Raw genomic sequence first — 12,075 nt, 5'->3', positions numbered from 1 at the left:
CACCTCTTTTCGGAGACTAGAAATGTCCAACAGGATTCTTCCCGCCGTTTTGCTCGCAGCAGGCCTGGCCGCGCTGGCGGGATGCTCCACCCCAACGGTCATCACCCTAAACGATGGCCGTGAAATCCAGGCTGTTGATACGCCCAAGTACGATGAAGACTCCGGTTTCTATGAAATCGAACAGCTCGATGGCAAGCAGACCCGTGTCAACAAAGACCAGGTACGCACCGTCAAAGAGCTGTAAGGCTACGGCCTTTTCAAGGGCTTAAGCGCAACGTCACGGGGTTGCAGGTGCTGTATCGCAGCGATATGCTTCCCCGTATCGGAGTGTAGCGCAGCCAGGTAGCGCGTCTCGTTCGGGACGAGAAGGCCGCAGGTTCGAATCCTGTCTCTCCGACCATTTTGCCATTTTGCGTTTCCAGGCCTGCCCAACAGCCTGGCCAACGGTATAGAAAACCCGCCTAGCGCGGGTTTTTTTTGGCCACAGGGCCAGGCTTCGCTGCTCGCCGCACCTCTACCCTGGCACGAGGTCACATAGGCAATGCCCGGCAAGCCAACACATCAGGAGCCCGCCCTTGCATAGCCTGTTGTCCTCGCTGATTACGGCCATTCAGCGTACTGCCCGCAATCAGTGGCCCGCCCCCGTGCGGTACATAGGTGCCATAGCAGTGGTTCTTCTCTGCTGTGCCATACGCGCTCAAATGCCTAGCACTGCCCTTCCCTACCTGTTTTTTATTCCTGGCCTGATGTTTTCCGGCTTCTGGTTCGGGGTAGGCCCCTCGGTCGTAGGAAGCGTGCTGGCGGTACTGGCAGCGCAGTACTTCTTTATCGGCCCGCGGGGCTTTGAAGAAAACCTGTCGGCTTGGACCAACAGCATCAGCTTTGGCGTGGTGACGTTGGGCATGGCCGTGGTATGCGCACTCTTCCGGCAAAACCTGAACATGATGGCGGGTATCAACCAGCGCCTTGAGGAAGAAGTAGAACGCCGCACCCAGGAGAGAGACAGCATCTGGAATGTCTCCCCAGACCTGATCTGCGCAGTGTCCGAGGAGGGGGAACCCCTGGCCATGAACCCGGCATGGGAACATGAAACAGGCTGGACTGAACCTGAACTCAAAAGCGGGCACTTCGCTGCCTTTATTCCACCCCACCAGCTTGATGAAGCACTTCGAGAATTACGCCAGCGCCCTATCGTTGAACAAGATACGGCAGGTGTCCGCAAGAATGGCTCGCCTATTCACCTGAACTGGCGAATCGCGCACCGGCACGGGAAATATTTTGCGGTGGCCCGTGATGTGACGCTATTCAAGGAACGGCAAGATGCACTGGAGCAGATGCGTTCGCAGCTTCAACAGAGCCAGAAAATGGAGGCTGTCGGGCAACTGACCGGCGGCCTGGCTCACGATTTCAACAACCTGCTGACGGTTATCGCCGGCAGCCTTGAGCTGCTTCAGTCCCGCATTGCCCAAGGCCAGAGCCATGGCCTGGAACGTTACCTGGCACTGGCCCAGACAGCCTCAGGGCGCGCGGCCTCGCTTACCCATCGGCTGCTGGCTTACGCCAGGCGACAGACGCTTGCCAGCAAACCGGTGAACCCAGGGTTGCTTGTTCAAGACATGAAGGAATTGATCAGCCGCACCCTTACCCCCCGCGTAGACCTGCGGTTGGTGACACCAGAGGTTCCTGTGTGGTGTTTTTGCGATGCACACCAGCTGGAAAACGTCGTATTGAATCTATGCATCAACGCCCGCGATGCGATGCCGCAAGGCGGCCGTTTGCAGGTCGAAGTGCTACGTACGAGCCTTGATGCAGCGACTGCTGGTGTGACGTTGCCCGAAGGCGAGTATGTGGCCATACGCGTCAGTGACACAGGGACCGGCATGCCACAGAACGTCGCGGAGCGCGCCTTCGATCCCTTCTTTACAACCAAACCCCTGGGCGCAGGCACCGGGCTTGGCCTCTCCATGGTGTACGGGTTTGCTCGGCAATCCTCAGGGGACGCTCAAATCAAATCCCTCGTAGGGGCGGGAACCACTGTTAGCGTATTTCTTCCGCTCTACGAGGGCCCCCTCCCCGCCTCGCCTACCTCTATACCCTGTGGTGGAGCCACCGCTGGCTCAAACGCCAACGGCGAAGTGCTGGTGGTCGATGACGAGGCCGCCATCCGGGACCTGGTAGGTGAGGTGCTGGAAGACGCCGGCTACGACGTGTCAAAAGCCGAGACCGCAGAGCAGGCTCTCGCATTACTGCGTTATTTGCCTGATCTGAAACTGCTCGTCACCGATATAGGCCTGTCTGGCGGAATGAGCGGCGACGAGCTGGCAGAGTCGGCGCTCCGGATATGCCCTGCCTTGAAAGTCTTGTTCATCACAGGTTTTTCGGAAAACGCGGTCCCGACTGCCGGGTTCACGACAGAACAGGCTCATCTGCTTCTGAAGCCTTTCACGATGAATGATCTCAAGGCAGGCGTGAGTCAACTTCTTCAGGCTAACTGAGGCAGCAGCGACAGGTGGCTTTCAAAGCTACGGTGGTCGCCCGTGAGCGGGTCTTTGAAGGACAGGCTTTTGGCCAACAACTGAAGGGGCCGTTCATAATCATCCGGCACACCTTGGGGCGTTACAGTAGGGTAAAAGGGATCGTTGCACAGTGGGGCGCCTAGACCTGCCATATGGACACGCAACTGATGGGTGCGCCCTGTCACTGGAAACAACCGATAGCGCCACAGAGGGCCATTGTGATCGATGACTTCCACACGGGTTTCACTGTTGGCATCGCCCTCCACCTCCCTCATGCAGAAGAAAGGTTCGCCACGCGCTATGCGGCTGTGCCGCACATGGGGGAAAACGAGGCCGCGCAAAGCGGGTGCCATTGCTTCGTACACCTTCGTAATCTGCCGCGTGGGGAAGAGCTGCTGATAAGGGCCCCGTGTGGACGGCTGGGTAGAAAACATCACCAGGCCAGCCGTGTGCCGGTCGATGCGGTGCAGCGGCACCAGGTGCGGGTTGCCTGTAGTGCGGATAAGCCTGCGCAATAGGGTTTCCTCGACGAACTCTCCAGCAGGTGTAACGGGCAAAAAGTGAGGCTTATCGGCGATCAGCAGATGGTCGTCCTGGTGAACGATACGTGCCTGTACTGGAATCGACTTTTCCTGAGCGACCTCTCGGTAATAATGGACGCGCAAGCCTACGCGGTACGGGTGATCTGCAGATAGCGGCTCCCCTTGTGCACTCAACACTCGGCCCCGGCCAAAGCGATCGGCCCAACGCGCCCGGCCCACGGAGGGAAAGCGATCAGAAAGGCAGTCCAGCACGGTTTGCCAAGGCCCCGGCGGCAAGCAGAAGGTACTGGCTTGAGAGGCCGATGGGTCGAACGTTGACGCACTCATGTTTGCAGGCTCATCATTGACAGGTCACGATTATCGCGTGCCCAAGCCTGGGGTCAAAGCACAATGCTCTGCGGCTGGCCTGCCGCCATGGCCTTGGCCTGCGCCTCCAGCCAGCGAAGTACGTCTACGGCATCCCAGCGGGCAGGGTCGAACAGTGCATAGGCCTGGCCCTGGAGACCTACCACATCCAGGCGTTGATGGTAGCCCGCGCGCTGGAACAGCGCTTCGATTTCAGCAAAGCAGGTATTGAAATGAAGCTTGCCGAAGGGCGTTTTGCCTTCCATAACCAGCCCATCGAGGCGCAGGTCAAGCACCGCTTCGAAGACAGTTTCTGGCGACATGCGGTTTACGCTGGTTTTAAGCTGTTGAATATTGATCACACGCCTTCCTTAGAGTGCTGGCGCAACGCCGGGTGCACACTGTATTTTTATACAGCATAAGGCGGCGTACCCCTAAAGGCAACGCGTGCGCGTCCCAGCCTGCGCAAATCCAATGCCGCGTATTGTGCAACGCTTTACTGAGTTTGACAGAGCCCAGGTTATTTCAGGAAGTGAACAACCTGGTCGGCGTTGAACGGCCAATCCAACGTTGCACCTGTGTCTACACGGCGCAGCAGCGGCGCACGTGACAGGTAGCTTGGCGGCAGCCCACCGGCTTCGTGTACATCGACCAGCTCCAACCACAGCCCATGCTCCACGAGCGGCAACAAGGTTGCCTCGGCTAGCGCACAGCGCGAGCAGTTAAGCACCACAAAAAGCTGGCATTCTGGACACATGGTAATGAGCGACCTTCAGGCTGAGGGCACAGTCTCTGCATTCTAGACGCCGGTAACAGGGCCAGCCACCGCACGCCTACCGTCACTGAACGTAGCTTTGCGTTCACCCTGCCCAAGGCTTGCCCGCACTGCACAAAAGTGCCCGTGGCGAAAATGGTCTGGCTAAACGCTGAACCTTGGGGAGGCAACGGGACTCGAACTTCAAAGCCCAACCAAGGAGGACGCCATGCCCCGCGATACCCTGAATACCGCTCAAGACGTGTTGACTGCAGATTTCCAGACGCTGATCAGCGACACCGAGAAGCTGTTGGCACACACCGCTACCCTGGCAGGCGAGCAAGCCGATGAGCTGCGTGAGCAGATCAAGGAAAGCCTGATCAAGGCCCGTGCGTCTCTCAAGGAAACTGAGCTTCAACTGCGTGAACAAGGTGCTGCTGCACTGGTAGCAGCTGAAGACTACGTGCAGGCTAACCCACTGCCCGCCGTCGGCATCGCCGCTGGCGTGGGCTTTCTGGTAGGCCTGCTGGCTACAAGGCGCTGATATGAACCAAGACAGCGAATCCACCTCCCTTCCACCGCCGGCAGGCGAGACCACCGGGTCGGCTGGTCGTCGGCTGGGCGGCGCGCTGCTAGGGTGGCTGCACAGCCATATCGAACTGCTTGGCATCGAACTGCAGGAACAGAAGGCGCGCACCCTAAGCCTGCTGTTGTTCGCCGGCCTGTCACTGGTATTTGCCCTACTGGCATTGGTGGCGTTATCGGGGCTGGTGCTGATCCTGTTGTGGGATAACTACCGTATCCCCGGCATGATTGGTTTGTGCGTGTTCTACCTGCTTGCAGGCCTGTTCTGTGCCATGCGGCTCAAGGCAGCCATCTTCGATGAGTCGTCGCCTTTCCACGCCACCCTCGAAGAACTTGCCAACGACCGGGAGCGTTTGTTGCCATGAACCGACACAGTGCGCCCACTGGCGCTAACCGCCGTGAAATGCGCAAGGCCCTGATTCGCTTGCGTATGGAAATGCATCGCCAGGAAATACGCCAGTCCTCACGCCAAATGGTCAACCCACTGTCACGGTTCCGTACTATGGGCCAGGGCCTTGGGAAGAACCTAGGTGTGCGCCATGCCCCACTCTGGGGTGTGGGCCTAGTAAGCCTGTTGGGCTTTCTGTCAGGCAAAGGGGCACGCAAAGGTGGCATCGGTACTGTGGGGAAGCTGACCAAGCTAGCTGTGAGCTTGGTCCCGCTGCTCAAACTTCTGCAGAGCGCCAGCAGACGTTGATACGGTTTGGTGGTTGCTCCAGCCCTTCAAAGCTATGAAGCTAGGCCAACGCTAAAGGAGAATCGCCTTGGACTGGCACACATTGCTTACCCGCGAACGGCTGGGGAAACCTCTGCACACTGCCGAAGAGATTGGCCGCAGCCCTTTCCACAAGGATCACGACCGCATCATCTTCTCTGGTGCGTTCCGGCGCCTGGGGCGAAAGACCCAGGTGCACCCCGTCTCAAGCAACGATCATATTCATACCCGGCTCACCCACTCCCTGGAAGTCAGCTGCGTGGGCCGATCGCTGGGTATGCAAGTGGGCGAAACCTTGCGCAGCGAATTACCTACCTGGTGCGATGCTGCCGATCTAGGCATGGTGGTGCAGTCTGCCTGCCTGGCCCATGACATCGGCAACCCGCCCTTCGGCCACTCTGGCGAAGATGCCATTCGTTCATGGTTTCAGCAGGCAGCCGGCCGTGGCTGGCTCGACAGCATGAACGACAGCGAGCGCCTGGACTTTCTCAACTTCGAGGGTAATGCCCAGGGCTTGAGGGTGTTGACCCAACTGGAGTACCACCAATTTGAAGGTGGCATGCGCCTGACCTATGCCACGCTGGGCACGTACCTGAAATACCCTTGGACTGCCCGGCATGCAGATTCGCTGGGTTACAAGAAACACAAGTTTGGCTGCTACCAGAGCGAACTGCCTGTGCTGGAACAGATTGCCGGGCGCCTGGGGATGCCCCAACTGGAGCCTCATCGCTGGGCACGTCACCCACTGGTGTACCTGATGGAAGCAGCAGATGACATCTGCTATGCCCTGATCGATCTGGAAGACGGCCTCGAAATGGGCCTGCTCGAATACCGGGAAGTGGAAACACTGTTGCTGGATCTGGTCGGTGACGACGTCCCTGAAACCTACCGACAGCTGAGCGCCCGTGAGGCTCAGCGACGCAAGCTGGCCATTTTGCGGGGCAAGGCGATCGAACACCTGACCAACGCTGCGGCAAGGGCGTTTGTGGAGCAGCAGAAGGCCCTGCTAGCGGGCACGCTTTCAGGCGACCTGGTGGAACACATGTCCGGCCCTGCCAAACGTTGCGTGCTGGGCGCCAAGGATATCGCACGCCAGAAGATATTCCAGGACAAGCGCAAGACCCTCCACGAAATCGGGGCCTATACCACCCTTGAAGTACTGCTCAATGCGTTCTGTGGCGCAGCACTCGAACAGCACGGTGGGGCACGCCTGTCTTTCAAGAACAGGCGAATTCTTGACCTGATGGGCAGCAGTGCCCCCGAGCCCAACTGGCCCCTGCATGCTGCGTTTCTGCGGATGATCGACTTTATTGCGGGCATGACAGACAGCTATGCCAGTGAAATGGCCAGTGAAATGACCGGGCGCGCTATCCCCGTATAAGGGCGCCTGCGGCCACTGACATGGAATAGTCTGATATACCTGCCACCACCCCCTGCCAGGCCACAAGTGAGCTAAGGTCCTGCACCTGATTGCGACAAGGATGCAGGAATGGGTTCGGTACTTATCATTGAAGATCATCCGGTCAGCCGGCTGGCCGTGCGAATGGTGCTTGAGAATGAAGGCTACGAAATCATTGGTGAAACGGACAATGGCGTAGACGGCATGCGTATGGTGCGTGAGCGCATGCCGCAGTTGATTATCCTGGATATCAGCCTGCCGCGCTTGGATGGCCTGGAAGTGCTGGCGCGTTTTCAAGCCATGGGCATGCCCTGTCGCATTCTGGTGCTGACGGCTCAAGCTCCGCAGCTCTTTGCCAGGCGCTGCATGCAGCTGGGTGCTGCCGGCTACGTCTGCAAGGTCGAAGACCTTACGGAATTGGCAAGTGCGGTGCGGGCAGTGTTCGCAGGCTACAACTACTTTCCCAGCCTCACATTGGGCACTACTGACGACCCGGAACGCAGGCTTGAGCTGGCATTGTTCCAACACGTCAACGACCGCGAGCTGATGGTACTGCAGATGTTTGCCCAAGGGCGAACAAATCGAGAAATCGCAGAGGGCATGTTTCTCAGTAACAAGACAGTGAGTACGTACAAGAAACGGCTGATGAACAAGCTTAAGGCCAGGTCGCTGGTAGACCTGCTGGAGATCGCGAAAAGAAACGCGGTTGTATAAGGCAGCGGCAAGCAAGGGCCACTGCCCTTGCAGGAGGCAGAAGCCGTTAGCGAACGGCCTGCTCTGCGCCCTGCAAGGTATTTATCAGGCTGCGGTGGTGTTAACCGGCTTTTCCGGGTACCACACGTCCAGCAGCGGGCTGACTTCGATATTGGTCAGTTCGCTACGGCCTTTGAGCCAGGTTTCGACGGCAGCGCGTTGTTCTTCGCTAACCGAGCCGCGCTTGGCCAGGCATACCAGGCCGAAATCATCGCCACCTACATAGTCGACGCCGTTGGCTTTCATGGCATCCCGAAGGAAGTCCACCAGGAAGGCATCGATCTCGGCTTCGCTCAGGCTTTCCTTGAACGCCAGGTTCAATTCGAAGCCCAGTTCCTGGAATTCGTCTACGCACAGTTTTTTGCGCAGGCGGCGGGAGCGGTTTGTAGCCATTGGGTAAGTCCTCATGAGTTTCAAGCGCGGCACTGTACCAGTTAAGCGCGAGAATTGCCGAGCGGGTGTACCACAAGACGTAAATTTTCCTACAGCCGGTTCCAGTCTACGCCCAGCCCGGCAGTGCATCAGGCATAATGCGCAACTTTAGCGGGAGCCTTCATCTTTTCATGCTCCTTACTTCAAGCGCGCCTCAGAGTTCTGTATTCATGATCAAAACCTTGCGCCCCTGGTTAGTTGCCGGCTTGCTGCTGGCAGGTGTTGCGCCGCTACATGCGGCCCCTGCCGGGCTTACGCCCAAAGTGGAACAGGCCCTCAAGGCCAGCAAGCTCAACGACAATGCCCTGTCCTTGGCGATGCTTCCTTTGAGCGGTCCGGGCTCCACTACCCTGTTCAATGCCGATGTATCCGTTAACCCTGCCTCCACCATGAAGCTGGTCACTACCTTTGCCGCCCTGGAGTTGCTAGGGCCGACTTTTCAGTGGAAAACCGAGTTCTATACCGACGGTACACTCAGCAACGGCGTATTGCGCGGCAACCTTTATGTAAAGGGCGGCGGTGACCCCAAGCTGAACATGGAAAAGCTGTGGCTGTTGATGCGCGACCTTCGCGCCAACGGCGTACAACAGATCACAGGCGACCTGGTGCTGGACCGCAGCTTCTTCAAGCAGCCCGTGCTTCCAACATTCAATGACGACGGCAACGACGAAAACGCGCCTTTCCTGGTGCGCCCGGACGCCTTGATGATCAACCTCAAAGCCATGCGTTTTGTTGCTCGCAATGACGGCGGCAAGGTGTCCGTGGCGGTAGAGCCGCCCATAGGTACCATTCATCTGGACAACCAGGTCAAAGCCGTTGGCGGTAGCAAGTGCACCGGCGAAGTACGGTATAACCCGGTGCCCCAGGCTGACGGCATCAATGTTGTGGTCAGTGGGCAACTGGCCGATGGCTGCAGCTCGCAGACCTACCTTTCGTTACTGGACCACTTCGCCTACTCGGCAGGGGCTATTCGCGCCATCTGGTCGGAACTGGGTGGCAGCATCAGCGGTGCAGATCGCGATGGCGTGGTTCCCAAGAATGCACGCCTGCTCGCCAGGGCGTTCTCACCGGACCTGGCTGAAGTCATCCGCGACATCAACAAGTACAGCAACAACACCATGGCTCAGCAGTTGTTCCTGACCATTGGCGCTCAGTTCCGTACCGATGCCGACGCTGATGACGCTAAAGCCGCACAGCGCATGATCCGCCAATGGCTGGCGAAAAAAGGTATCACGTCCCCTCACTTGGTCATGGAGAACGGCAGCGGCCTGTCCCGTGCCGAGCGCGTGAGTGCACGAGAAATGGCCAGCCTGCTGCAGGCGGCCTGGCGTAGCCCCTACGCGGCGGAATTCATGAGCTCCATGCCGCTGGTGGGCATGGATGGCACCATGCGCAAGCGCCTCAAGCGTACGAGCATGGCCGGTGAAGGCCATATCAAGACAGGTACATTGAACACCGTTCGGGCGATAGCAGGCTTTAGCCGGGACGTGAACGGCAACACATGGGCGGTGGTCGCCATCTTGAACGATCCCAAGCCTTGGGGCGCTCGCTCAGTGCTGGACCAGGTGCTGCTAGACCTCTACAACCAGCCTCGTGTAGCGACGACGGCCGCCTTGCCCTGATATCAGCCTTGCACCACCTGGTCACGCCCGCTCTGCTTGGCCAGGTACACACCGGCATCGGCCCGCGCCAGTAGGGCCTCGCCGCTTTCGCCAAGGTGCCAGCCCGCTACGCCAAAGCTGGCAGTGACCTGCCCTACCCCCTCCACGGGTGTGTTACGTACTGCCTGCCACAACTCTGTAGCCAAGCAGTGTGCCTGCTCCAGAGTGCTCCCTGCACATAGAACGGCAAACTCTTCCCCTCCCAGCCGGCAGAACACATCATTACGCCGCAGCCGCTGGCTGAAGGTGCGACAGATAGCTTGCAACACACGGTCGCCAACAGGATGCCCGAACCGGTCGTTGATACGCTTGAAATGGTCAATATCCAGCATCACGATCGCCAGGCTTGAGCGTTCACGACGGGCTCGGTCAAGCTCGGCCTCTAAACGCTCCTGAAAATAACGACGGTTATGAATGCCTGTAAGGGCATCGGTAACAGACAGCCTGCGCAGCTCATGCTCCACGCGCTTGAGGTCGCTGATGTCGGAAAGGTAGCCGTGCCACAACACGCTCCCACCTGCCAGCCGCTCGGGTGTGGCTTCTCCTCGCACCCAGCGTTCACCGCGCAGCGGCAGGCACACGCGGTACTCGGCCTGCCACCGAGTGAGCTGGCGGGCGGACACCACGATAGACGCTCGCAAGTCTGCTTCATCGTCAGGGTGAACACGCTCGAACACGCCCGAAGCGTCTTGCGCCAGCGTCGCCAGGTCGATTTCGTAGATAGCCTCCAACCCGCGGCTGGCGTATACAAATGCTGAGGAGCCGTCGTTATCGAACCTGAGCTGGAAGATGCCACCGGGTACCTCTGCACTGAGCCGCTCAAGCAGACGGTCGCGCGCAGCCAATGCCTGAAGTGTGCGCAGGCTCTCGGTCACATCGATACACACAGCCAGGTAACCGATGAGTTCGGTGTGCTCATCGTGCATCGCGGTGACCAGCATGTTAGCGGTCAGGCTTGAGCCGTCGCTACGTACCAGGGTCCAGTGGTGGGCCTCAGGGGAACCCGACGGCTCATCGTTGTACAGCATGGCGTCCATGGTCGAAATAGGTCGCCCAAGGCGGTACTCCAGTTCACCGGCACGGTTGGCCAGTTCGCTGTGAAGGTGAAAATCCCCCAGTCGCATCTGTTGAGTGACCTGCGTCTCGCTGTAACCAAACATACGCTCGGCACCGGCGTTGAACGTCGTGATCATGCCGGACAGGTCCGTACCAATGATTGCCACCTCGGTGGCAGCATCCAGAATGCTCTTGAGTTGAGCATGGGTATGGCGCAACTGTTGCTCGCTTCGGCTGAGCTCGTCAGTGCGCTGGCTGACCAGGCGCAAGGCCCGCTGACGCTGGGTTACCAGGCTGTACAGCAGCACGCATAGCAACAGCGTCAGCAACGTGCCGAGCACTCCGATCGACAACGCGATTGCCGACCGGTTGTTGCTCATGAATACCTGGCTGGGGCTGAGTTCGATGCGATAGCTACGGTCTGCAAGGTGCAACAACCGGCTCATGGCCAAGCTGGTATCGCCGCGCTGGTTGTCCGAGGCATACAGCACTTCCTGTTGCCCCGGGTTTGAGAGGTCCAGGATACGGACGTAGAGATTATCTTCCTGAGGGTCCGGCAAGCCATTGGCCAGGAGCTCGTGCACGCTGACAATCGCGCTAACGAACCCTCGCAGCCGCGGCGCCCCCTGGCCCAATGAAGGCGCGCGCCAATGGTAGACCGGGGCAACCACCAACACCCCTCGGTTATAGGGTGAGTCAATGCCAATCAGGTCCAGCGGTGCGGAGGCGGCTAGCCCCTGGCTCGCCAAGGCGTTGTTGAGGGTGCTGCGTCGTTCAGGGCTAGAGCCCACATCGAAGCCATAGGGCGCCTTGCCTCCACCGGTCAATGTGTTGAAATAGATCGGAAAATACGTTTGCGCTGGCGGCGAATCAACCAGCTCGCCGGAAGGCCCTAGCACTTGTATAGGGAAGCCTGCCTGAGCTTCGAACCGTGCGCGGTCCTGTGCACTGACTACAGGCACCCAGGAGTAACCCCGAGTGCGCGTCAGCAACGGCTGAGAGAAGCCCTCAAATGCTCTCTCAGTCAACGGCTCGGCCCAAGTGGCAAATCGCCGCAAGCTGTCCAGCCGCCCCGTTTGGTCTGTCAACCGCTCTTCAATGCGTGCCGTACGCTCACTGGCCAACAGTTCGAAACGTTGCTGGACCTGCTGGCGGGAAAGCAGGCTTGACGTGATGACAAGTGCAGCAGTGACAGCAAAACCAAGCACCAGCCCCAGCAGCAAAACGCGCCAGGCACTGGCGCCTTCGTTGATAAAGCCGAAAATCTTCGCGGTGTCCGTTCGAGGCAACATACAGAGTACTCATGAAACCTGCGCG

At 58.9% G+C, this 12,075-nt stretch carries 13 protein-coding genes and 1 tRNA gene; 9 read left to right on the top strand and 5 right to left on the bottom strand.

Annotated elements, in window-relative coordinates; all coding sequences use genetic code 11:
• The first annotated feature begins 22 nt into the window (after window positions 1–22).
• The 3 genes from ACSAMW_RS21450 (at window position 23) to ACSAMW_RS21440 (ending at window position 2,495) form a co-directional block, all read left to right on the top strand.
• Window positions 23–244, top strand: coding sequence for a YgdI/YgdR family lipoprotein (locus ACSAMW_RS21450; protein WP_168084213.1), 222 nt, complete (start codon window positions 23–25; stop codon window positions 242–244).
• A gap of 79 nt (window positions 245–323) precedes the next feature.
• Window positions 324–400 (top strand) — tRNA-Pro (locus ACSAMW_RS21445).
• A 244-nt stretch (window positions 401–644) separates the two neighbouring features.
• A complete protein-coding gene (locus ACSAMW_RS21440; protein ID WP_500594101.1) occupies window positions 645–2,495 on the top strand; it encodes an ATP-binding protein in 1,851 nt (616 codons plus the stop codon).
• Here the strand turns inward: ACSAMW_RS21440 and ACSAMW_RS21435 are convergent.
• The 3 genes from ACSAMW_RS21435 to ACSAMW_RS21425 all read right to left on the bottom strand — a co-directional run bounded on the left by ACSAMW_RS21435 (window position 2,483) and on the right by ACSAMW_RS21425 (window position 4,160).
• On the bottom strand, window positions 2,483–3,385 hold the full coding sequence (locus ACSAMW_RS21435) for a pseudouridine synthase (RefSeq protein ID WP_500591979.1): 903 nt from the start codon (window positions 3,383–3,385) through the stop codon (window positions 2,483–2,485). The two genes, ACSAMW_RS21440 and ACSAMW_RS21435, sit on opposite strands and share 13 nt — an antisense overlap.
• A gap of 53 nt (window positions 3,386–3,438) precedes the next feature.
• The gene (locus ACSAMW_RS21430; protein ID WP_500591978.1) at window positions 3,439–3,765 is read right to left on the bottom strand and encodes a transcriptional regulator; all 327 of its coding nucleotides are present in this window, start codon (window positions 3,763–3,765) and stop codon (window positions 3,439–3,441) included.
• A gap of 158 nt (window positions 3,766–3,923) precedes the next feature.
• Window positions 3,924–4,160: a glutaredoxin family protein gene (locus ACSAMW_RS21425; RefSeq protein WP_500591977.1), complete on the bottom strand. Its 237-nt coding sequence runs from the start codon at window positions 4,158–4,160 to the stop codon at window positions 3,924–3,926.
• A 226-nt stretch (window positions 4,161–4,386) separates the two neighbouring features.
• Here ACSAMW_RS21425 and ACSAMW_RS21420 point away from each other — a divergent pair, with 226 nt between their 5' ends.
• The 5 genes from ACSAMW_RS21420 to ACSAMW_RS21400 all read left to right on the top strand — a co-directional run bounded on the left by ACSAMW_RS21420 (window position 4,387) and on the right by ACSAMW_RS21400 (window position 7,570).
• Window positions 4,387–4,701 (top strand): ElaB/YgaM/YqjD family protein, encoded by a 315-nt coding sequence (locus tag ACSAMW_RS21420; RefSeq protein ID WP_168084208.1) that lies wholly within the window; start codon window positions 4,387–4,389, stop codon window positions 4,699–4,701.
• A gap of 1 nt (window position 4,702) precedes the next feature.
• Complete coding sequence (locus ACSAMW_RS21415; RefSeq protein ID WP_168084207.1) at window positions 4,703–5,107, top strand: phage holin family protein; 405 nt, start codon at window positions 4,703–4,705, stop codon at window positions 5,105–5,107.
• Window positions 5,104–5,439, top strand: coding sequence for a hypothetical protein (locus ACSAMW_RS21410; protein WP_500591976.1), 336 nt, complete (start codon window positions 5,104–5,106; stop codon window positions 5,437–5,439). Before ACSAMW_RS21415 ends, ACSAMW_RS21410 begins: the two co-directional genes overlap by 4 nt.
• A gap of 67 nt (window positions 5,440–5,506) precedes the next feature.
• Window positions 5,507–6,838, top strand: a complete 1,332-nt coding sequence (locus ACSAMW_RS21405; protein ID WP_500591975.1) for a deoxyguanosinetriphosphate triphosphohydrolase — start codon at window positions 5,507–5,509, stop codon at window positions 6,836–6,838.
• Between the two features lie 108 nt (window positions 6,839–6,946).
• Window positions 6,947–7,570 carry a response regulator gene (locus ACSAMW_RS21400; protein WP_500591974.1) on the top strand — a complete coding sequence of 208 codons (624 nt, stop codon included), beginning with the start codon at window positions 6,947–6,949 and terminating at the stop codon, window positions 7,568–7,570.
• A gap of 84 nt (window positions 7,571–7,654) precedes the next feature.
• Here ACSAMW_RS21400 and ACSAMW_RS21395 read toward each other — a convergent pair whose 3' ends face one another.
• Complete coding sequence (locus ACSAMW_RS21395) at window positions 7,655–8,002, bottom strand: YggL family protein (protein ID WP_168084203.1); 348 nt, start codon at window positions 8,000–8,002, stop codon at window positions 7,655–7,657.
• Window positions 8,003–8,211: 209 nt separating this feature from the next.
• Between ACSAMW_RS21395 and dacB the strand changes: the two genes are divergently transcribed.
• The gene (gene dacB, locus ACSAMW_RS21390) at window positions 8,212–9,663 is read left to right on the top strand and encodes a D-alanyl-D-alanine carboxypeptidase/D-alanyl-D-alanine endopeptidase (protein ID WP_500591973.1); all 1,452 of its coding nucleotides are present in this window, start codon (window positions 8,212–8,214) and stop codon (window positions 9,661–9,663) included.
• Between the two features lie 2 nt (window positions 9,664–9,665).
• Here the strand turns inward: dacB and ACSAMW_RS21385 are convergent, their stop codons facing one another.
• Window positions 9,666–12,050, bottom strand: a complete 2,385-nt coding sequence (locus ACSAMW_RS21385; RefSeq protein WP_500591972.1) for a sensor domain-containing diguanylate cyclase — start codon at window positions 12,048–12,050, stop codon at window positions 9,666–9,668.
• Window positions 12,051–12,075: the final 25 nt, after the last annotated feature.

It is taken from the genome of Pseudomonas sp. AB39(2026), assembly GCF_059831485.1.
Note: the sequence above shows the minus strand (reverse complement) of the source record. Positions and strands in the feature narration are given on the sequence as shown.